Raw genomic sequence first — 20,305 nt, forward strand, 5'->3', positions numbered from 1 at the left:
CGGCCGCGCGGGGCGGGGATGCGGCGGCCGCCCGCCGGCCCCGTCTCATGTGCGGGGTATGCGCGCGAACGTCTCGATCCAGAAGCGCTGCACCTCGCTCGACGCACCGACCAGGTAGGTGGAGCGCAGCTTGGGCGGCAGCAGGGGCAACAGCCGGGCCACCACGTCCTGGTGGTGCCGCAGCTGCGACAACTCGGCGTTGGCCAGGACCTGGTGGACCAGATCGCTGTCGTTCGTCCCCTCGCTCGTCTCGGCCGCCGCCTTGCGCAGCCGCTCCTCCCAGGCGTCGATGTCCTCGGCCACCTCGCGCAGACCGGTGACCGGGCGTTCGCTCAGCCGGTCGATCAGGGCGGTCAGGGACACCGGCGCGTACTCGCCGTCGCCCAGATACACCATCGCCATCTCCAGGGGCAGGCCCCGCTGATGGAGTTTGATCATCCGCTCGATGGTGCGCTTGGTGATCCAGGCCCGGCCGTCCTCGTCGATGTCGTGCTTCCACCACTCCAGGACCGTCTCGGCGACCGCGCCGTACTTCGCGATCAGCCACTCGTTGGCCGGGATGTCGCCGGGCTCGACCGTCAGCGACGCGGTGAAGCGGGTCGCCTGGGCGATGTTGTTCCGGGCGACCAGGAGCTTGCGGCCGAGGTGGTACGGCGGATTCTGCACCGCGATCTGCCCCCGCAGATTCTCGATCCGCCGCCCGGCCAGCGACCACTCCTGAGTGATCTCCATCAGTTTCGCGAACGCGGTCTTGTCCTTGGGGCGGTTGTACTCGTCCCAGACGATCGCCTTCGGCTCCGGCCCCAGGAACGCACCGGCCAGGAGGTTGTCCAGCGAGCCGTCGACGGTCGGGATGGGTGCGCAGAGGTCCTCGACATTGGTCACCGGCAGGGAGAAGTAGAGCGGCTCGCGCCCCTGAAGCCCCTCCCGGACCGTCTCGCGCACCAGCTCCGTCTTGCCGCACCCCGGGGGCCCCTGGAGCAGCACCGACCAGCGGTTGCGCAGCGCCGCGCGGACGACCGAACGCACCGGATCGGGGATCGTGACGGGATTCGCCGCACCGACCGCCGCCGCGATCCGGTCCAGCACCTCGTCCGTACGGTCCTTGCCGGGCCTGCCGTCGCTGCGCTGCTCACGCAGCCGCAGACGCTCGCCGTTGACCAGCGGCAGCCCCCACCGCAGGGGGAAGCCCTCCCTGGCGTTGGCCAGGACGTGGTCGAGGGTCCGGGGCGAGAGCAGCTCGCGCAGCGCCGGAGCGAGGGACGCCCAGAGGGTGAACACCTCGCGCAGATCCCACTCGGGGTACTTCGCGGCCAGCTCGTGACGCCAGGCCGTGTCATTCGCGGTGATCCGGATGGTCACCATCCGATCCAGTACGGCCAGGTCGCTGCGCCGGGCCGCCGTCTCCGCCAGCGACTCGTTGTCCGTCAGGAAGACCCCGATGCAGCCGAGCGCCCGCAGGTCGTACTCGCCGAGCGTCCAGTTGCAGGCGATCTGCATCAGCTGCGACTGGACCGTCGCACCGGCCTGCAGCGAGTCGTCGATCAGCAGCACGAACGGCTTTCCGGGCCGCAACTGGCTCATCACCAGCTGCCGCAGCACCAGTTCGCCCGTGGCGGCGTCGCGCACCGGCACGTTGGCGAGCAGATCGTCCGGCGTGAGATTGGCGGCCGGCACGTGGACCAGCTCGGCATCGGGGTACGCGCGGGGCAGATGGGAGAAGAAGGTGGAGGTCTTGCCGATGCCGTGCTCACCGAAGATCTGGCCGGTCTGCCCCATGTCGATCATCGCGTCGATGAACGACTCCAGCCGGGACGCACCCGGCCGGCCCTCCGGCGCCTGCGGACCGGTGGCAGCCGCCCGCCGGCCCGGCCGCTCGCTCTCCGCCATCCGCGGCGGCGTGGTCGGCGTGGACGTGCTCATCGGTCTCCAGTCGTCACGCGATGGCAGGCCATCTGCGGGGTGTGGTGCTCGGGCCAGTCGTCGCCGCCGTGGGTGATCAGCCAGATCCAGTTGTCCGGCTCGGCGGGGGTGATGTGCGGGGCGTATCCGTCGGTGAGCACCACGACGGCGTCCGGTATCTCCGTGAAGTACTCGCCGTCGACCTGCGTACGGCCCTCGACGTAATCGGCCACCGCCTGGAAGCTCGTGCCCCCGCCGCCGTGGACGCGCTCGCCGGGCCGGAACGGCATGACCACGCCGTCGAACGACAGCCAGTGCGCCACCACTCCGTCGATCTCGCCCACCAGCTTCATCAGCCAGGACACCACGCTGTTGGGCATCGACCCCGAGGTGTCGTAGGCGATCACCAGGACCTTCTCGCGCTCCGCCCCGCGCCGCGACAGCATCGGCTCATGGCCCAGCGCGGCGAGCAGCGCGCCGCGCTTCTTCGGGTAGACCAGGCGCTCGCCCTCCCGCAGCTTCGAGGCGAGGACGTCGACGAGCCAGCGCTGCCACCAGTCGACCTTCCTGGTGCGCACCGTCTCACCGCGCAGCGCCCCCGCCCCCAGCCGCCCCCACACCTGGCTCGCATGCTCCGAGGCCCCGTCCGTGCGGTCCATCAGGTCGAGCAACTCCCGCTCCGCGCCCGGGTGTCCGCGGCGGGCGGCCAGCAGGGTGTTCAGCAGCGCCGAGGAGACGGCTTCGTCCACGGTCTCCTGGTCCGCGCCCCCCGCTGCGTCGTCCAGATGCACGCAGAAGGCCGTCGGCGTCGGCGGCCGGGTCATCCGCTTCAGCTCGCGGAACACGCTCATGTCGGTCTCGGTGAAGTCGGCGTAGCTCACGGGCTCCAGGCCCTGGTCCGTCAGATCGGCGACGTATTCCTGGTGGACCACGCGCGGGTCCACGCCCGTCGGACTGCCGTCGAGCAGCGGGAGCTCCGTGCGGCCCAGCCGCACCAGCGCGACATGGTTGATGGCGACCTCCGCGGCGAGCGCGAAGACCGGGTCCTCGCGCAGCCCCGGATCGGCGAGGAGATGGCGGTGGACCAGATGCCGCGCCTCGTGGAAGAGGACGAACTTGACGCCCGCCAGGCCCAGTCCGACGAAGAACTCCGGGTTGTACAGCAGCGGGCAGGTGCCGTCCCCCGAGGCCACCACGGCGGCCGTCGGCACGGCCGCCGTCGGGATCTGGTGAGGGCACTTGGCGTAGATCCAAGATGCGACCACGGAATCCGTCAACCCGAAGTCCAGCAGCGCCGCTTCCTTCAGTCGCCGCGCCTCCGCCACCACCGCCGGGTCCGCCGGCTGCCAGAGCTCCAGTGCCCGGCGGTCGGTCAGGTCGACCACCGGCCGGTGCCCCGCCCCTTTCGCGTCGTACACCACGCCCACCCCCCATCTCAGCTGCTTCTATTGGTACCAGCCACCACTGACAACGGATCTTCGCGCCCTCGACAGCCGTCCGCGGACGCGGAGAGCACGGCCCGCGGACGCGGAGAACGCGGCCGGAGGCCCGGCGCGGGCACGCCCACCGTGAGCGGATGTCGTGCCAACTCGACCCCGTCATCGGAAAGTTCGACCGATTGCCGAGTCGGACGGACCGCCGAAGCCCCGGATCAGCCGGTGGCCCCGCTCGGCAGCGCCTGGGACTGATGCCGCTCACCCCGCCGCTCCTGGACGAGCTGCCGCAGACCCTGGGCGACCTGTCACAGGGTGGGCCGATAGCCCATGTGCAAGCGGACTTCCGAGGTGGCCACGGGTCCCGGACCGCCTCGTTGTGGTGATGAGACGGCATGCGGACCTGGGGGCCGGAACGCATCGGGGACTTCACCGGTCCGCGGCAGGACCGGCCGATCGACGCGGTGCCGGCCCGGCTCGGGACGAGGCGGACTGGGGGATCGCGGCGCGGCGGGCCGACTGGGCGGCGGACCACGCCGCGTGGCACGCCCAGGTGCTCGGAACTCCACCTCGATCGCGGCCCGTTGTCACGAGCGGAAGCCGAGGCCGCAGTGCGGACGGGGCCGCCGGGCGCCACCGGCCCGGACGCACGGGCGGGCGGAGGCATCGCCCCCGCCCGCCCCTGACACCGGCGCCTACCGCCGCCCGCCGCCCTCCTTGCCCAGGAGCCCGGCCCGCCGCAGCGCGTCGGCCATCGCGTCATTGGCCGGTGCGGCGTCGCGGCCGCCCCGGCGGTCACCGCCGCGCCCCGCGCCCCCGCCGCCCTGACGCTGCCGCGGCGCACCACCACGGGCGCCGTCACGCGCCCCGCCGCGGCGTTCGCCGCCACCGCGCCGCTCGCCGCCGCTCGCCGGCGCGCCCTTGCCCGGCTCGTCGTCCAGCCGCAGGGTCAAGGAGATCCGCTTGCGCGGGATGTCGACCTCGAGCACCTTGACCCGCACGACGTCGCCCGGCTTCACCACGTCCCGCGGGTCCTTGACGAAGGTCTTCGACATCGCCGACACATGCACCAGGCCGTCCTGGTGGACGCCCACGTCCACGAACGCCCCGAAGGCGGCGACGTTGGTCACCACGCCCTCCAGCAACATCCCCGGCTGGAGATCGCCGATCTTCTCCACACCGTCCTTGAAGGTCGCCGTCTTGAAGACCGGCCGCGGGTCGCGCCCCGGCTTCTCCAGCTCCTGGAGGATGTCGGTGACGGTCGGCAGGCCGAACGAGTCGTCGACGAAGTCCGCGGCCTTCAGCGTGCGCAGCACGGTGCCGTTGCCGAGCAGCGAGCCGACCTCGCCGCCCGCCGACGCGACCATCCGGCGCACCACCGGATACGCCTCCGGGTGCACGCTGGAGGCGTCCAGCGGGTCGTCGCCGCCCCGGATCCGCAGGAAGCCCGCGCACTGCTCGTACGCCTTCGGGCCGAGCCGCGCCACGTCCTTGAGGGCCTTGCGGGACCGGAACGGGCCGTTGCCGTCCCGGTGCGCGACGATGTTCTCGGCGAGGCCGGAGCCGATGCCGGACACCCGGGAAAGCAGCGGCGCGGAGGCGGTGTTGACGTCCACCCCGACGCCGTTCACGCAGTCCTCGACCACCGCATCCAGCGAGCGCGACAGCTTCACCTCGGACAGGTCGTGCTGGTACTGACCGACGCCGATCGACTTCGGGTCGATCTTGACGAGCTCGGCCAGCGGGTCCTGGAGGCGCCGGGCGATGGACACCGCGCCGCGTAGCGACACATCCATGTCCGGCAGCTCCTGGGAGGCGAACGCCGACGCGGAGTAGACCGAGGCGCCCGCCTCGGACACCATCACCTTCGTCAGCTTCAGCTCGGGCTGCGCGGCGATCAGGTCCGCCGCCAGCTTGTCGGTCTCGCGCGAGGCGGTGCCGTTGCCGATGGCGATCAGCTCGACGTCGTGCTCCCGCGCCAGCTTCGCCAGCGTGGCCAGCGAGGCGTCCCACTTCTGCTGGGGCACATGGGGGTAGATGGTTTCGGTCGCCGCCACCTTGCCGGTCGCGTCCACGACGGCGACCTTCACACCCGTACGGAAACCGGGGTCCAGGCCCATCGTGGCGCGCGTCCCGGCCGGCGCCGCCAGCAGCAGATCGCGCAGGTTGGACGCAAAGACCCGCACCGCCTCGTCCTCGGCGGCCTGTCGCAGTCGCAGCCGCAGATCGATCCCCAGGTGCACCTGGACGCGGGTGCGCCAGGCCCAGCGGACCGTGTCCTTGAGCCACTTGTCGCCCGGGCGGCCCCGGTCGGTGATCCCGAAGCGGTGCGCGATGGACTGCTCGTAGGAGCTGGGCCCCTCGGTCGCCGCCGCCGGGGCCTCGGGCTCCAGCGCGAGATCGAGGATCTCCTCCTTCTCACCCCGGAACATCGCCAGCACCCGGTGCGAGGGCAGTTCCGTGAACGGCTCGGCGAAGTCGAAGTAGTCGGCGAACTTCGCGCCGGCCTCCTCCTTGCCCTCCCGCACCTTCGCCGCGACCCGTCCGCGCGACCACATCCGCTCGCGCAGGTCACCGATCAGGTCGGCGTCCTCGCCGAAGCGCTCGGTCAGGATCGCCCGCGCGCCCTCCAGGGCGGCGGTCGCGTCGGCGACGCCCTTGCCCTCGTCCACGAACGCCGCGGCGGCCGCGGTCGGCTCCACCGAGGGGTCGCTCAGCAGCCCCTCGGCCAGCGGCTCCAGGCCGGCCTCCCGCGCGATCTGCGCCTTGGTGCGCCGCTTGGGCTTGTACGGCAGATAGATGTCCTCCAGCCGCGCCTTGGACTCGGCACCCCGGATCTGCGCCTCCAGGGCGGCGTCCAAAGCGCCCTGGGAGCGTACGGATTCCAGGATCGAGGTCCGGCGCTCCTCCAGCTCCCGCAGATACCGCAGCCGCTCCTCGAGCGAGCGCAGCTGCGCATCGTCGAGCATTTCGGTGGCTTCCTTGCGGTAACGCGCGATGAACGGGACGGTCGAGCCACCGTCGAGCAGTTCGACCGCGGCCCTGACCTGCCGCTCCTTGACGCCGAGCTCCTCGGCGATCCTCGCTTCGAGGGACCCGAGAGGCCCGGTGGACACAGTGGATGCCGTCACGTTGATCCTGTCCCGCCTTCCAGCGCTTGCTTGAGCCTGCATTGTGCAGGGTGGCGGCCCGCACTGTCGCGCCGCCCAGCCGTGCGCGCCGGGGTGTGAGAAGGCGCACGCACACCCCGGCGGCGGCCCGTCACGCGCCGGTGACCTGCCGATTCACTTGCCGAACATCTCCGCGGGGAACGCCCCGGCCTCCAGGGCGGCGGCGGTGAAGCCGGTCGCGAGTTCGGTGAGCCGGGCGACGCCCTCGGCACCCAGGTGCTCGTACGGGGCCCGGTCCAGCCGGTCCGTGGTGTGCTCCAGGTCCTTGCGGAGCTGGGCGCCCGCCTCGGTCAACTCGCCCTCGGCGTCCAGCAGGCCGCGGGTGCGCAGGCGGTCCTGGGCGGCCTCCCAGTCCTCCTGCGACCAGCCGCGGGTCGCCATCACGCCCTTGTAGCTCATGCCGCGGCCACTGGCGTTGTGGGTCACCAGCGCCTCCAGGCCGTCGAGTCCGGCGTTCAGCAGCGCCACCAGGTGGCCGTCACCGCGGTGTTCGCGCAGCAGCGTCGCGGCGTGCCAGTAGGCCAGGTGAGGGGCGTCCGGCACCGGGAGGTCGGCGTGCGCGGCGTACAGCGGCCGGGCCTGGCGGGCGCAGCCCTCGGTGGCGCGCAGCGCGAGCTCCGCCGCCTCCGCCATCTCCGCGGACGCCAGGGCCTCGTCACCGAGCAGCCGGCGCAGGGTGGCGTCGGCCGCGCGCAGCCGGGCCTCCAGAACGGCCTCGGGCGTGGTGAGCGACCAGACGCCCGGCACGTGGCGGGCGACGAGGTCGTGCTTGAAGTTGTAGAAGGTGGCGGTGATGGTGCCGGGGCCCACCGGGCCCATCGCGGCGCCGCGCGCGGCGAAGTAGGCGGCGCTGCGGTTCTCCAGACCGATCTTGGCGAGCTCGGCGGGGAACTCCGGCGCGAAGTAGTGCGTCGAGTGATACGGGTTGATGACGTTGTGGCACTGGCGTCCGGCGTTGTCCGGCAGTTCGCTGTGAGAGGTCATCCCAGCAGGTTACCGACCGCTCGGTATGGAGCGTCCGCGGCCCCTGCCGAGGGGTCCTGATGGCAGTAAAGGTGGGATATTCGTCGTTGCGGCCATCGTGAGGAGTCCCCAGGATGGAGACATGGAACAGCGCGAGGTGTTGGTCGTCCTCTTCGACGGCCTGCAGAGCCTGGACGTCACGGGCCCGGTCGAGGTCTTCAGCGGCGCCGACGCCGGTGCTCCGGGCTCCTACCGGATCCGCACGGCGAGCCTGGACGGCGGCCCGGTCCGCACCTCCAGCGGGCTGACCCTCACCCCGGACCTCGCACTCACGGACGCTCCGGCGCCGCACACCCTCCTGGTGCCGGGCGGCAACGGCACGCGCAGCCCGGACCCCCGGCTGATCGACTGGCTGCGGACGCACGCGCCCCGCGCCCGGCGGAAGGTGTCGGTGTGCAGCGGCGCGTTCCTGCTCGCCGAGGCCGGGCTGCTGGACGGGCGGCGCGCGACCACCCACTGGGCGGTGTGCGACGTCCTCGCGCGGCGGTTCCCCGCCGTCCGCGTCGACCCCGAACCGATCTACGTACGCGACGGCGACATCGTCACCTCCGCGGGCGTCACGGCCGGCATCGATCTGGCACTGGCCCTGGTGGAGGAGGACCTGGGCCGCGACCTCGCCCTGACCGTCGCCCGCCATCTGGTCGTCTTCCTGCGCCGGCCGGGCAATCAGACCCAGTTCAGCGCTCAGCTCGCCGCCCAGACCGCGGAGCGGCGCCCCCTGCGCGACGTCCAGCAGTGGATCACCGAGAACCCGGCGGCGGACCTGTCCGTCGAGGCCCTCGCCGACCGCGCCGGACTCTCACCCCGGCACTTCGCCCGCGCGTTCCGCGACGAGGTCGGTATGACGCCGGGACGCTATGTCGACCGGACCCGCCTGGAAGCCGCCCGGCGGCGCCTGGAGGACACCGCCGACGGCATCGAGCAGGTGTCCCGCCACTGCGGATACGGCACCCCGGAGGCGATGCGCCGGGCCTTCCTGCGGACACTCGGCGCCGCCCCGGCCGAATACCGGCGCCGATTCCGGCCGTCCCCTTCGCCGGTGAGCTGACCGGGCCGTGCCCCTACGGCGCGCTCGAACACTCCCCGTAGGGGATACGAGCGCCCCCTACGGGGCCACAACGCGGCGGGGTCGGGCGGTGTTCCCGTGGCTCGCCGCGCGCTTTCCCCGTCCGATTCCCGTGACCACTGCCACATTCCCCTGACCACTGCCAACTGCCAACTGCCAACTGCCAACTGCCAACAGGAGCCTCAGATGCAGATCGCGATCCTTCTCTACGACCGCTTCACCACCCTGGACGCCGTGGGCCCGTTCGAGACCCTCAGCCGACTGCCGGGCGCGGAGACGGTGTTCGTCGGCGAGCGCACCGGCGCCTACCGCAACGACAACGGCTCGCTCGCCCTGGTCGCCGACGCCACGCTGGAGGACGTCACCGCGCCCGACATCCTCGTCGTGCCCGGCGGCCCGGGGCAGATCGCGCACATGGACAACGAGGCCCTGCTCGCCTGGATCCGTGCCGTGGACGCCACCACGACCTGGACGACCTCGGTGTGCACCGGCTCGCTCATCCTGGGCGCCGCGGGGCTCCTCAAGGGCCGCCGGGCCACCTCCCACTGGCTGGCGCTGGACCAGCTGCCCGGCCTCGGGGCCGAGCCGACCGGGGAGCGGGTGGTCTTCGACGGCAAGTACGTCACCGCGGCCGGCGTGTCGTCCGGCATCGACATGGGACTGACCCTGGCGGGCCGGATCTCCGGGGACACCGTCGCCCAGTCGATCCAGCTCGGCATCGAGTACGACCCGCAGCCGCCGTACGACGCGGGCGCCCCCGACAAGGCCCCGGCGGAGATCACCGCGATGATGCGCGAGCGCGGCCGGTTCCTCCTCGCCGGCGAGGAGTAGGCCCGGCCCTATTGCTCACCCCGCCAGGTGAAGCGCGGCGCCCTGCGCTCCAGGAAGGCGGCGGCACCCTCCAGGGTGTCGCCGCTCTCGCGTGCCTGCGCCGCCCAGTACGCGCCCCGCTCCTCGGCCACTCGGGACGGGACGTCCCAGGTCCCGTTCGCCAGTTCCTTCGCCGCGGTCTGCGTCAGCAGCGACCGGCCGCCCAGCACGGCCGCGAATTCCGCGACCCGCTTGTCCAGCTCGCCCTCGGGCAGCACCTCGTCCACCAGCCCGGTGCGCAGCGCCCGCGCGCAGTCGATCAACTCCCCTGAGAAGAGCAGGTACTTGGCGGCCGACGGGCCGATCAGCCGCACCAGCCGCCGGGTCGCCGACGCCGGATACACGACCCCCAGCTTCGCCGGGGTCACCCCGAACAGCGTCCCCTCCTCCGCGAACCGCAGATCGCAGGCGGCCGCCAGCTGACAGCCGCCCCCCACGCAGTACCCGCGTATCGCCGCCAGCGTCGGCCCGGGAAAGGCGGCCAGCGCCTCCTCGGCCGCCGCCACCGTCGGCCCCGGGGAGACGCCCGACGGCTCCCGCAGCGACCCGATGTCCGCCCCCGCGCAGAACGTCCCGCCCTCGCCCGTCAGCACCAGCTGCCGTACGGCCCGGTCGCCCGCCAGCCGCTCCAGCAGGGGCGGCAGGTCCCGCCACATCTGCAGGGTCATGGCGTTGCGTTTGCCGATGTTGCTGATGGTGACGGTCGCCGTGCCGTCGCTGACATGCGTCTTCAGAGCCGGTTCCATGCCCGGATATTAGAGCGGCCCGTGCGGCGACGGCCGGATACGATCGATGGTCTGATGTCAGCAACCCTTGTCGCCAAAGACCTCGCCGCCGGCCATGGCGAGCGCGTCCTGTTCTCCGGTCTCGATCTGGTCGTCGCCCCCGGCGAGGTGATCGGCCTCGTCGGCGCCAACGGCGCAGGCAAGTCCACCCTGCTGCGCCTGCTGGCCGGCCTGGACACCCCCGAGGACGGCAAGCTCGCGCTGAGCCCGCCCACCGCCACCGTCGGCCACCTCCCGCAGGAGCCCGACCGCCGCCCCGGAGAGTCCGTAGGGGAGTTCCTCGCCCGCCGCACCGGCGTCGCCGACGCCCAGCGCGCCCTGGACGCCACCACTCAGGCCCTGGCCGAGGAGCGCCCCGGCGCGGACGACGCCTACGCGGTCGCCCTCGAGCGCTGGCTCGCCCTGGGTGCCGCAGACCTCGAAGAACGCGCCGAGGAGACCGCCGCCCAGCTCGGCCTCGCGGTCGGCCTCGACCAGCCGATGACCTCCCTCTCCGGCGGTCAGGCGGCCCGCGCCTCGCTCGCCTCGCTGCTGCTCTCCCGCTACGACATCTTCCTGCTGGACGAGCCGACCAACGACCTCGACCTGGACGGCCTGCGGCAGCTGGAGTCCTTTGTCACCGGGCTGCGTGCCGGCACGGTCCTGGTCAGCCACGACCGCGAGTTCCTGACCCGCACCGTCGACCGCGTCGTCGAACTCGACCTCGCCCAGCAGCAGGTCAACACCTATGGCGGCGGCTACGCCGCCTACCTGGAGGAGCGCGAGCGGGCCCGGCGCCACGCCCGCGAGGAGTACGAGGAGTACGCGGAGACCCGGGCCGGCCTGGAGACCCGCGCGCACACCCAGCGCAACTGGATGGAGAAGGGCGTCAAGAACGCCCGCCGCAAGGCCACCGACAACGACAAGATCGCACGCAAGGGCCGGGTCGAGGCCACCGAGAAGCAGGCCGCCAAGGCCAAGCAGACCCAGCGCCTGATCGATCGGCTCGATGTCGTCGAGGAGCCGCGCAAGGAGTGGGAGCTGCGGATGGAGATCGCCGCGGCGCCCCGGGCCGGCGCGGTGGTGGCCACCCTCCGCGGCGTCGAGGTCCGCCGCGGCGGCTTCCGCCTCGGCCCGGTGGACCTGCAGATCGACTGGGCGGACCGGGTCGCCATCACCGGCCCCAACGGCTCCGGCAAGTCCACCCTGCTCGGCGCCCTCCTCGGCCGGCTCGTACCGGACGAGGGGCAGGCCACGCTGGGCCCCGGCGTGGTGGTCGGCGAGATCGACCAGGCGCGCGGCCTGTTCCTGGGCGACGAGCCCCTGATGGACGCCTTCCGGGCCTGCGTCCCCGACCTCTCGCCCGCCGACGTCCGCACCCTCCTGGCGAAATTCGGGCTCAAGGCCGGGCACGTCCTGCGCCCGGCGCGCACGCTCTCACCGGGGGAGCGGACCCGCGCCGCGCTGGCCCTGCTCCAGGGCCGCGGGGTCAACCTCCTCGTCCTCGACGAGCCCACCAACCACCTCGATCTGCCGGCCATCGAACAGCTGGAGTCGGCCCTCGCCTCGTACCCGGGCACCCTGCTGCTGGTCACGCACGACCGGCGGATGCTGGACGCGGTCCACACCACGCGCCGTATCGAGGTCGATGCCGGCCGGATCACCGACCGCGCGGTGTGAGCTGCGCCGCTGCTCCGATAATCGATTTGGTTCTGCGCGCGGCGCCCCGTAGTGTGGTGCGAACCGACGCGGGGTGGAGCAGCTCGGTAGCTCGCTGGGCTCATAACCCAGAGGTCGCAGGTTCAAATCCTGTCCCCGCTACTCGTGACGACAGCAGGCCCGGTGCATTCGCACCGGGCCTGCTGTCGTTCGGCGATCCGCTGCGCTTCCCGTTACCGGGCCTGCCCGGACGACACCCCCGGTCGAGATGACGGCAGCGCAACGTGGCCGGATCTGGCCCCTCCGGAACCCGCCTGGAGCGATCCTCATGGCGTGGACCGTTCGTCCAGGCTTCCGCCGCAGTCCACGACGGCGAATTTAAGGAAAAGAACCGGTCGCCGAAGCGCTGGAACCGCAGCAGAACGGCCAGAAGGCGTCGATAGGTGCTGACTTGTGTTCAGCGGGCCGGCCCGGGCCAGTGCATTCTCAACACTCTCCCTGTGAGGATGCCTTCCGGACCCCCCGCAGAACCCCCCGAGGAGCTGACCTCCCCGCTCGCGTACGAAGGTGTGTGGCGGTTCACCGCCCCGGCACTGGAGTCGTCGGTGCCGCAGGCGCGCCACGCGGTACGGGATCTGCTCGACGAACAGCGTGTGCCGGTCGCCGCCGGCATCATGGACGGTCTGCTGCTGATCGTCTCCGAACTCGTCACCAACGCCGTCCAGCACGCCGCCCTGCTCTCGCCCCAGATCGCCGTACAGCTCACCATCGGGGCGAACTGGCTGCGGATCGCGGTCGAGGACAACCACCCCTACCGCCCCAAGGCACTCGAGGCGGAGGACGGTGATGTCGGCGGCCGTGGACTGTGGCTGGTCAAGGTGCTGACCGCGGAGGCGGGCGGCAAGTGCGACGTCGAGCACACCGCGAGCGGCGGCAAGGCCATCTGGGCCGAGCTGCCGCTCGTCGCTCCGGCTACCAGCCCGCCGATTCGCCTGTGAGCTCGCGGACCGCCGGGCGCGCCGCGTCCAGGACGGTCATGAACCACGCGGAGAACGGTGCCCGGTCGTGCCGGTCGGTCAGCTCCTGCGGCGTCACGAACGCGATCTCGCCGATCTCCTCGGGATCGGGCGCGGGATCCGCCCGCACCAGCCCGACGAACAAGTGGTTGTACTCCTGCTCCACCAGGCCGGACGCCGGGTCGGGGTGGTTGTAGCGGACCGTGCCGGCCTCGGCGAGCAGCGCCGGCGCCAGGCCCAGCTCCTCGGCCGTGCGCCGGGCCGCGGCCGCGAACGGCGTCTCGCCCGGGTACGGGTGCCCGCAGCAGGTGTTGGACCACACACCGGGGGAGTGGTACTTCGACACCGCCCGGCGCTGCAGCAGCAGCCGGCCCTTCTCGTCGAAGAGGAAGACCGAAAACGCCCGGTGCAACTGGCCGGGAGGCTGATGGGCGGCGAGCTTCTCCGCGGTGCCGATGGTCTTGCCGTCCTCGTCGACCAGCTCCAGCATGATCGGTTCGGCGGCGCCGTCCGCTGTGCTCGCCGCCGGGATCCCGGCGGTCTGTCCGTTGGCAGGTGTGATCGGCATGCCCATCCTTGTCGTCGGTCTTCGACGCCAAGTCTGCCCCACCCGCGTGCACATCAGGCGCACACCGGGGCAGGTGGTGCACGATGCCGCAGGGTTCGTCAGGTTCCGATCCGTGTGCGATTTTGTGTCCGAATGCAAAACGATCACCGGCCACCGGTGCATCCGGCCGTGAGAGGGGCCACATCGGCCACCTGCCGCATGGCCCTCGCCACACCCGTCGCGGTACAACTCGCACCACCGGTGACCAGCCCACTCATAACCGGCACGGGATCGAGCGGCTGGTCAGGACGGCGGTTGTTCATGGCCGTCCGATCCACCATGATGATCGCGGCAGGCGCAGCCGTCGGTCACTCGATCGTGCGGTGAATGCGCGGTGAACGGGCCCCTCCGGCGATCCGATAGCCTCTGCCGACGTGCCACCCAGCCCCGCCGGGTGCCAGGTGTGCCACGCCCGCTGCCCGGGTAGTTCGTATCGAATGCGGAACCGACTGCGAACCGGCCCGTGCTGCCTTGTCAGCATCCAAGGAGTGAGTTCGTCTGTCGACCGTCATCCTCACCGGTCCGCCGGTCGCCGGGTCGCCGCTCGAAGCCGACCTGCGCACGCTGGGCTTTGACGTCCGCACGGCGAACGATGCCGCGGCCGCGGCGGAGCTGATCGCCGCCGTGCCCGCCCAGGATCGGGTCGCCGTCGTGGACCCCCGCTTCGTCGGACATCTGCACGCCCTGCGGCTGGCACTGACCGATCCGCGCTTCCCGGCCGCCGCCGTACCGGGGGCGCTCACCGTGCAGCCCGAGGCGCGCGCCGCGCTGGTCCGGGCGACCGGCAAGATCCCGGTCGGCGCCGGCACCGCCCACCTCACCGACGTCCTGACCGACACCCTCACCGAGTCCCTGGACCGTGAGGACGTCGGCCTGCACCGCGTCGAGCTGGGCAGCCTGGTCGCCACCGTCGCCCTCACCCCGGCGCAGCGCGAGGACGCGCAGGAGGCCGTGGCCGCCGTCGACGACGAGGCCGTACGGCTGCGTACCGCCGTGAAGTCCCGCGACGGCTTCTTCACGACCTACTGCATCAGCCCGTACTCCCGCTACCTCGCCCGCTGGTGCGCGCGCCGCGGGCTCACGCCCAACCAGGTCACCACCGCATCGCTGCTCACCGCGCTGATCGCGGCGGGTTGCGCGGCCACCGGGACCCGCGGCGGCTTCGTCGCGGCCGGCCTCCTGCTCCTCTTCTCCTTCGTCCTGGACTGCACCGACGGGCAGCTCGCCCGCTACTCGCTCCAGTACTCGACGATGGGCGCCTGGCTCGACGCCACCTTCGACCGGGCCAAGGAGTACGCGTACTACGCGGGCCTGGCCCTCGGAGCGGCCCGCGGCGGCGATGACGTCTGGGCGCTGGCGCTCGGCGCGATGGTGCTCCAGACGTGCCGCCACGTCGTCGACTTCTCCTTCAACGAGTCGAATCACGATGCAAGGGGTGCCACGGCCAACACCAGCCCCACCGCCGCGCTCTCCGACAAGCTGGACGGCGTCGGCTGGACGGTCTGGGTGCGCCGGATGATCGTGCTGCCCATCGGCGAACGCTGGGCCATGATCGCCGTACTCACCGCGCTCACCACCCCGCGCATCGTCTTCTACGCCCTGCTGATCGGCTGCGCCCTGGCGGCTTGCTACACCACGGCCGGCCGGGTGCTGCGCTCGCTGACCCGCCGGGCCCGGCGCACCGACCGCGCGGCCCAGGCCCTCGCCGATCTCGCCGACTCCGGCCCGCTCGCCGAGCTGATCGCCGGCGGTGCCCGCGGCCGCGGCCGGGCCGGTTCCTTCCTCGCCCCGGTTATGGCGTTTCTCTCGGCCGCGGTGCTGCTGGTCTGGGTGATCTTCGAGGGCGACCCCGCCTCGTGGCTGACCGTCGGCGTCGCGCTCTGCTCCGCGCTGCTGGCCGGCGCGGCCGTGTCCCGCCCGCTCAAGGGCGCCCTCGACTGGCTGGTGCCGCCGTTCTTCCGGGCCGGCGAGTACACCGCGATCCTCGTCCTCGCGGTCCGGTCGGACGCTCCCGGAGCGCTGCCCGCGGCGTTCGGGCTGGTCGCGGCGGTCGCCTACCATCACTACGACACCGTCTACCGCATCCGTGGTGGCAGCGGGGCGCCGCCGCGATGGCTGGTCCGGGCAACCGGCGGGCACGAAGGACGCGTCCTCGTAGTGACCGTCCTGGCCGCCGCGCTGTCCCCCACAGGTTTCACAATCGCGCTCACGGCCCTTGCCGTGGTCCTTGCGCTGCTGGTGCTCATCGAGAGCATCCGCTTCTGGGTCTCCTCCGGAGCACCCGCCGTACACGATGAAGGAGAACCCGCATGATCGGCCTCGTGCTGGCTGCCGGCGCCGGACGGCGTCTGCGCCCCTACACCGACACCCTGCCCAAGGCTCTGGTGCCGGTCGACGGGGACACGACCATCCTCGACCTGACCCTCGGCAACTTCGCCGAGATCGGCCTGACCGAGGTCGCGATCATCGTCGGCTACCGCAAGGAAGCCGTCTACGAGCGCAAGGAGGCCCTGGAGCAGAAGTACGGCCTCAAGCTCACCCTCATCGACAACGACAAGGCCGAGGAGTGGAACAACGCCTACTCCCTGTGGTGCGGCCGTGACTCGATCAAGCACACCGTGATCCTCGCCAACGGCGACACCGTGCACCCGGTCTCCGTCGAGAAGACGCTGCTCGCCGCCCGCGGCGACGGCAAGAAGATCATCCTCGCCCTCGACACGGTGAAGAACCTCGCCGACGAGGAGATGAAGGTCATCGTGGACCCCGCCAAGGGCGTCCAGCGCATCACCAAGCTGATGGACCCGGCCGACGCGACCGGCGAGTACATCGGCGTCACCCTCATCGAGGGCGAGGCCGCCGACGAGCTGGCCGACGCCCTGAAGACCACCTTCGAGCGCGACCCCGACCTCTACTACGAGGACGGCTACCAGGAGCTCGTCAACCGTGGCTTCAAGGTGGACGTGGCCCCCATCGGCGACGTCAAGTGGGTCGAGATCGACAACCACGACGACCTCGCGAAGGGCCGTGACATCGCATGCCAGTACTGACCCGCCTCATCCCGTCCCCGGTCGTCGTCGACATCAACGCCGGCGCCCTGGACGACCTGGCGGGCCTGCTGGCCGATCAGCGCATCTCCGCGTCCGGCAAGCTCGCCATCGCGATCAGCGGCGGCTCGGGGGCACGGCTGCGCGAGCGGCTGTCGCCCGCGCTGCCGGGCGCCGAGTGGTACGAGGTCGGCGGCGGCACCCTGGACGACGCGATCAAGCTCGCCGACGCCATGAAGAAGGGGCACTACGACGCGGTCGTGGGCCTCGGCGGCGGCAAGATCATCGACTGTGCCAAGTTTGCCGCCGCGCGCATCGGCCTGCCGCTGGTCGCCGTCGCGACGAACCTGTCGCACGACGGCCTGTGCTCGCCGGTCGCCACCCTCGACAACGACGCGGGCCGCGGCTCGTACGGTGTGCCGAACCCGATCGCCGTAGTGATCGACCTCGACATCATCCGCGAGGCCCCGGTCCGGTTCGTCCGCTCCGGCATCGGCGACGCGATCTCCAACATCTCCGCGGTCGCGGACTGGGAGCTCTCGCACCGCGAGACCGGCGAGGCGATCGACGGACTGGCCGCCGCCATGGCGCGCCAGGCCGGTGAGGCCGTGCTCCGTCACCCGGGCGGGGTCGGCGAGGACGCCTTCCTCCAGGTGCTGGCGGAGGGTCTGGTGCTCACCGGCATCTCGATGTCGGTGGCCGGCGACAGCCGCCCGGCGTCCGGCGCCTGCCACGAGATCAACCACGCGCTCGACATCCTCTACCCCAAGCGGGCGGCGAGCCACGGCGAGCAGTGCGGCCTGGCCGCGGCCTTCGCCACGCACCTGCGCGGCGACAAGGAGATGTGCGCGCTGATGGTCCAGGTGCTGCGCCGGCACGGCCTGCCGGTCACGTCGGAGGAGATCGGCTTCACCGCCGAGGAATTCGTCGCGGCCGTCGAGTACGCACCCAAGACCCGCCCGGGGCGCTACACCATCCTGGAGCACCTCGACCTGTCCACCGACCAGATCAGGGACGCTTACGCCGACTATGCACAAGCCGTCAGTAGCTGAACTCCGCCCGGTCGTGCACCCCGCGGGTGTCAAGGACCGGCGCAGCGGTGAGCACTGGGCCGGTCGCCTCTACATGCGGGAAATCTCGCTGCGCTGCGACAGGTACCTGGTGAACACCAGGATCTCGCCCAACCAGCTCACCTACCTGATGACCGTCGCCGGCGTCCTGGCCGCCCCGGCCCTGCTGGTGCCGGGAATCGCGGGCGCCGTCCTCGGTGTGGTGATGGTCCAGCTCTACCTGCTGCTCGACTGCATCGACGGTGAGGTCGCCCGCTGGCGGAAGCAGTTCTCGCTCGGCGGCGTGTACCTGGACCGTGTCGGCGCCTACCTGTGCGACGCCGCGGTCCTGGTGGGCTTCGGGCTGCGGGCCGCCGACCTGTGGGGCTCCGGGCGGATCGACTGGCTCTGGGCCTTCCTCGGCACGCTCGCCGCTCTCGGCGCCATCCTGATCAAGGCCGAGACCGACCTCGTCGGCGTCGCCCGGCACCAGGGCGGCCTGCCGCCGGTCAAGGAGGCGGCGTCCGAGCCGCGCTCGTCCGGTATGGCGCTGGCCCGCAAGGCCGCCGCCGCGCTGAAGTTCCACCGGCTCGTCCTCGGGGTCGAGGCGTCCCTGCTGATCCTCTTCCTGGCGATCCTGGACACGGTCCGGGGCGACCTGTTCTTCTCGCGTCTCGGCGTGGCCGTGCTCGCCGGCATCGCGATCGTCCAGACCCTGCTCCACCTCGTGTCCATCCTCGCCTCCAGCAGGCTCAAGTGACGGGGGCGTCCCGGATGCGCGTCGGTGCGGTTGTTCTGACCATGGGCAACCGCCCCGACGAGCTGCGCGCGCTGCTGGACTCGGTCGCCAAGCAGAACGGCGAGCGGGTCGAGACCGTCGTCGTCGGCAACGGTTCGCCGCTGCCCGAGCTCCCCGAGGGCGTACGGACCGTCGAGCTGCCGGAGAACCTCGGCATCCCGGCGGGCCGCAACGTCGGCATCGAGGCGTTCGGGCCCGGCGGCAGCGAGGTCGATGTGCTGCTGTTCCTCGACGACGACGGGCTGCTGGCCAGGGAGGACACCGCCGAGCTGTGCCGCGAGGCGTTCACGGCGGACCCCGAGCTCGGCATCATCAGTTTCCGCATCGCCGATCCGGACACCGGCGAGACCCAGCGTCGGCACGTACCGCGGCTGCGGGCCGCCGACCCGATGCGCTCCTCGAGGGTCACCACCTTCCTCGGTGGCGCCAATGCGGTCCGTACGAAGGTGTTCCAGGAGATCGGCGGGCTGCCCGACGACTTCTTCTACGCCCACGAGGAGACCGACCTGGCCTGGCGGGCGCTGAACGCGGGGTGGCTGATCGACTACCGGTCGGACATGGTGCTGCTCCACCCGACCATGGCTCCCAGCCGGCACGCGGTCTACCACCGGATGGTGGCCCGTAACCGGGTGTGGCTGGCCCGCCGCAACCTGCCCGCCCCGCTTGTTCCGGTCTACCTCGGCGTCTGGTTCCTGCTCACCCTGGCCCGTCGTCCCTCCTGGCCCGCGCTGCGGGTCTGGCTGGCGGGTTTCAAGGAGGGCTGGACCACGCCCTGCGGTCCCAGGCGCCCCATGAAGTGGGCTACCGTTTGGCGACTGACCCGACTGGGCCGCCCTCCCGTCATCTGACAAGCTCGTATCTGAGAGCATCAGGCGTGAACCGGGGCGTAGCCCCGGCAGCGCACATTGAGGACGAAAGTGTCAACTGTGAGCGAGACAACGCACGACAGTGCGGTCGCCATGAGTGCCCCGCCAGCTTCCGACGAAGGGCTCACTGCGGCCCAGCGGGCCCAGAAGTACGGGCTCTCGCAGAGCGGGGCCCGCCTCAGCCTGCCGCAGTACGTCCGGGAGCTGTGGGACCGGCGGCACTTCATCTCCGCCTTCGCCAGTGCCAAGCTGACCGCTCAGTACAGCCAGGCGAAGCTGGGCCAGGTGTGGCAGGTGGCGACGCCGCTGCTGAACGCGCTCGTGTACTACCTCATCTTCGGTCTGCTGATCGGGACCCGGAACAACGTTCCCGACTTCGTCCCGTTCCTGGTGACCGGCGTCTTCATCTTCACCTTCACCCAGAGCTCGGTGATGGCCGGCACCCGCGCCATCGCCGGCAACCTCGGCCTGGTCCGGGCCCTGCACTTCCCGCGGGCGTGCCTGCCGATCTCGTTCTGCCTGATGCAGCTCCAGCAGCTGCTGTTCTCGATGGGTGTGCTGGTCGTCATCCTGCTCAGCTGCGGGCAGATGCCGACCTGGTCGTGGCTGCTGGTCGTCCCGGCGCTGCTGCTGCAGTTCGTCTTCAACACCGGCCTGGCGATGGTCATGGCCCGGATGGGCAGCAAGACCCCGGACCTCGCGCAGCTCATGCCCTTCGTCATGCGGACGTGGATGTACGCGTCCGGCGTGATGTTCAGCATCAGCGTGATCCTCAAGGGCAAGCACGTCCCGGGGTTCGTGGAGTTCCTGCTCAACGCCAATCCGGCCGCCGTCTACATCGACCTGATGCGGTTCGCACTGATCGACAGCTTCACGAAGAACCAGCTGCCGCACCATGTGTGGGCCTGGGCCGTCGGCTGGGCGCTGGTGATGGGAATCGGCGGCTTCGTGTACTTCTGGAAGGCCGAGGAGCGGTACGGACGTGGCTGACATCGCTGAGGACAAGAACGGCATCCAGCCGACGGAGGCCGCGCTGG

General features: G+C 71.5%; 16 protein-coding genes and 1 tRNA gene. 11 read left to right on the top strand and 6 right to left on the bottom strand.

What is annotated here, in order from left to right:
* Positions 1-45: 45 nt before the first annotated feature.
* From ACGFML_RS31245 to ACGFML_RS31260, 4 genes are all read right to left on the bottom strand, one after another.
* Entirely contained in the window at positions 46-1,923 is a 1,878-nt protein-coding gene (locus ACGFML_RS31245; protein WP_393548981.1) for an AAA family ATPase, read from the bottom strand.
* Positions 1,920-3,323 (bottom strand): hypothetical protein, encoded by a 1,404-nt coding sequence (locus tag ACGFML_RS31250; protein WP_393548982.1) that lies wholly within the window; start codon positions 3,321-3,323, stop codon positions 1,920-1,922. The genes ACGFML_RS31245 and ACGFML_RS31250 overlap by 4 nt, the downstream gene beginning before the upstream one ends.
* Before the next feature lie 707 nt (positions 3,324-4,030).
* Positions 4,031-6,466: a Tex family protein gene (locus ACGFML_RS31255; RefSeq protein ID WP_393548983.1), complete on the bottom strand. Its 2,436-nt coding sequence runs from the start codon at positions 6,464-6,466 to the stop codon at positions 4,031-4,033.
* A gap of 153 nt (positions 6,467-6,619) precedes the next feature.
* Positions 6,620-7,489 carry a hypothetical protein gene (locus ACGFML_RS31260; RefSeq protein ID WP_393548984.1) on the bottom strand — a complete coding sequence of 290 codons (870 nt, stop codon included), beginning with the start codon at positions 7,487-7,489 and terminating at the stop codon, positions 6,620-6,622.
* 121 nt (positions 7,490-7,610) lie between these two features.
* On the opposite strand from ACGFML_RS31260, the gene ACGFML_RS31265 reads away from it, so the two are divergent.
* Both ACGFML_RS31265 and ACGFML_RS31270 read left to right on the top strand, forming a co-directional pair.
* Complete coding sequence (locus ACGFML_RS31265; RefSeq protein ID WP_393548985.1) at positions 7,611-8,576, top strand: GlxA family transcriptional regulator; 966 nt, start codon at positions 7,611-7,613, stop codon at positions 8,574-8,576.
* A 204-nt stretch (positions 8,577-8,780) separates the two neighbouring features.
* The gene (locus tag ACGFML_RS31270) at positions 8,781-9,425 is read left to right on the top strand and encodes a DJ-1/PfpI family protein (protein WP_393548986.1); all 645 of its coding nucleotides are present in this window, start codon (positions 8,781-8,783) and stop codon (positions 9,423-9,425) included.
* A gap of 8 nt (positions 9,426-9,433) precedes the next feature.
* Here the strand turns inward: ACGFML_RS31270 and ACGFML_RS31275 are convergent, their stop codons facing one another.
* Positions 9,434-10,210 (bottom strand): enoyl-CoA hydratase/isomerase family protein, encoded by a 777-nt coding sequence (locus ACGFML_RS31275; protein ID WP_393548987.1) that lies wholly within the window; start codon positions 10,208-10,210, stop codon positions 9,434-9,436.
* Positions 10,211-10,264: 54 nt separating this feature from the next.
* On the opposite strand from ACGFML_RS31275, the gene ACGFML_RS31280 reads away from it, so the two are divergent.
* The 3 genes from ACGFML_RS31280 to ACGFML_RS31290 all read left to right on the top strand — a co-directional run bounded on the left by ACGFML_RS31280 (position 10,265) and on the right by ACGFML_RS31290 (position 12,885).
* Entirely contained in the window at positions 10,265-11,908 is a 1,644-nt protein-coding gene (locus tag ACGFML_RS31280) for an ABC-F family ATP-binding cassette domain-containing protein (protein ID WP_393548988.1), read from the top strand.
* A 67-nt stretch (positions 11,909-11,975) separates the two neighbouring features.
* Positions 11,976-12,049, top strand: a tRNA-Met gene (locus ACGFML_RS31285).
* Between the two features lie 344 nt (positions 12,050-12,393).
* Complete coding sequence (locus ACGFML_RS31290) at positions 12,394-12,885, top strand: ATP-binding protein (RefSeq protein ID WP_393548989.1); 492 nt, start codon at positions 12,394-12,396, stop codon at positions 12,883-12,885.
* Here ACGFML_RS31290 and idi read toward each other — a convergent pair.
* On the bottom strand, positions 12,860-13,471 hold the full coding sequence (idi, locus tag ACGFML_RS31295; RefSeq protein ID WP_393548990.1) for an isopentenyl-diphosphate Delta-isomerase: 612 nt from the start codon (positions 13,469-13,471) through the stop codon (positions 12,860-12,862). The two genes, ACGFML_RS31290 and idi, sit on opposite strands and share 26 nt — an antisense overlap.
* A 537-nt stretch (positions 13,472-14,008) precedes the next feature.
* On the opposite strand from idi, the gene ACGFML_RS31300 reads away from it, so the two are divergent.
* From ACGFML_RS31300 to ACGFML_RS31325, 6 genes are all read left to right on the top strand, one after another.
* Positions 14,009-15,823 carry a DUF5941 domain-containing protein gene (locus ACGFML_RS31300; RefSeq protein WP_393549007.1) on the top strand — a complete coding sequence of 605 codons (1,815 nt, stop codon included), beginning with the start codon at positions 14,009-14,011 and terminating at the stop codon, positions 15,821-15,823.
* Complete coding sequence (locus ACGFML_RS31305) at positions 15,820-16,557, top strand: sugar phosphate nucleotidyltransferase (RefSeq protein WP_393548991.1); 738 nt, start codon at positions 15,820-15,822, stop codon at positions 16,555-16,557. The genes ACGFML_RS31300 and ACGFML_RS31305 overlap by 4 nt, the downstream gene beginning before the upstream one ends.
* Positions 16,545-17,606, top strand: coding sequence for an iron-containing alcohol dehydrogenase family protein (locus ACGFML_RS31310; protein WP_393548992.1), 1,062 nt, complete (start codon positions 16,545-16,547; stop codon positions 17,604-17,606). Before ACGFML_RS31305 ends, ACGFML_RS31310 begins: the two co-directional genes overlap by 13 nt.
* The gene (locus ACGFML_RS31315) at positions 17,584-18,363 is read left to right on the top strand and encodes a CDP-alcohol phosphatidyltransferase family protein (protein ID WP_393548993.1); all 780 of its coding nucleotides are present in this window, start codon (positions 17,584-17,586) and stop codon (positions 18,361-18,363) included. Before ACGFML_RS31310 ends, ACGFML_RS31315 begins: the two co-directional genes overlap by 23 nt.
* A gap of 14 nt (positions 18,364-18,377) precedes the next feature.
* Positions 18,378-19,250: a glycosyltransferase family 2 protein gene (locus tag ACGFML_RS31320; RefSeq protein WP_393548994.1), complete on the top strand. Its 873-nt coding sequence runs from the start codon at positions 18,378-18,380 to the stop codon at positions 19,248-19,250.
* A gap of 78 nt (positions 19,251-19,328) precedes the next feature.
* The gene (locus tag ACGFML_RS31325) at positions 19,329-20,258 is read left to right on the top strand and encodes an ABC transporter permease (RefSeq protein WP_393548995.1); all 930 of its coding nucleotides are present in this window, start codon (positions 19,329-19,331) and stop codon (positions 20,256-20,258) included.
* Positions 20,259-20,305: the final 47 nt, after the last annotated feature.

The sequence above is a fragment of the Streptomyces sp. NPDC048650 genome, from assembly GCF_043199095.1.
In the GTDB taxonomy this organism is placed as follows: Bacteria; Actinomycetota; Actinomycetes; order Streptomycetales; family Streptomycetaceae; genus Streptomyces.

What these genes read in the sequence shown, in the direction of transcription:
- ACGFML_RS31275 (WP_393548987.1), bottom strand. Translation starts at nt 10,210, where the DNA reads ATGGAACCGGCTCTGAAGACGCATGTCAGCGACGGCACGGCGACCGTC.
- ACGFML_RS31265 (WP_393548985.1), top strand. Translation starts at nt 7,611, where the DNA reads ATGGAACAGCGCGAGGTGTTGGTCGTCCTCTTCGACGGCCTGCAGAGC.
- idi (WP_393548990.1), bottom strand. Translation starts at nt 13,471, where the DNA reads ATGCCGATCACACCTGCCAACGGACAGACCGCCGGGATCCCGGCGGCG.
- ACGFML_RS31280 (WP_393548988.1), top strand. Translation starts at nt 10,265, where the DNA reads ATGTCAGCAACCCTTGTCGCCAAAGACCTCGCCGCCGGCCATGGCGAG.
- ACGFML_RS31315 (WP_393548993.1), top strand. Translation starts at nt 17,584, where the DNA reads ATGCACAAGCCGTCAGTAGCTGAACTCCGCCCGGTCGTGCACCCCGCG.
- ACGFML_RS31305 (WP_393548991.1), top strand. Translation starts at nt 15,820, where the DNA reads ATGATCGGCCTCGTGCTGGCTGCCGGCGCCGGACGGCGTCTGCGCCCC.
- ACGFML_RS31245 (WP_393548981.1), bottom strand. Translation starts at nt 1,923, where the DNA reads ATGAGCACGTCCACGCCGACCACGCCGCCGCGGATGGCGGAGAGCGAG.
- ACGFML_RS31260 (WP_393548984.1), bottom strand. Translation starts at nt 7,489, where the DNA reads ATGACCTCTCACAGCGAACTGCCGGACAACGCCGGACGCCAGTGCCAC.
- ACGFML_RS31290 (WP_393548989.1), top strand. Translation starts at nt 12,394, where the DNA reads ATGCCTTCCGGACCCCCCGCAGAACCCCCCGAGGAGCTGACCTCCCCG.
- ACGFML_RS31270 (WP_393548986.1), top strand. Translation starts at nt 8,781, where the DNA reads ATGCAGATCGCGATCCTTCTCTACGACCGCTTCACCACCCTGGACGCC.
- ACGFML_RS31320 (WP_393548994.1), top strand. Translation starts at nt 18,378, where the DNA reads ATGCGCGTCGGTGCGGTTGTTCTGACCATGGGCAACCGCCCCGACGAG.
- ACGFML_RS31310 (WP_393548992.1), top strand. Translation starts at nt 16,545, where the DNA reads ATGCCAGTACTGACCCGCCTCATCCCGTCCCCGGTCGTCGTCGACATC.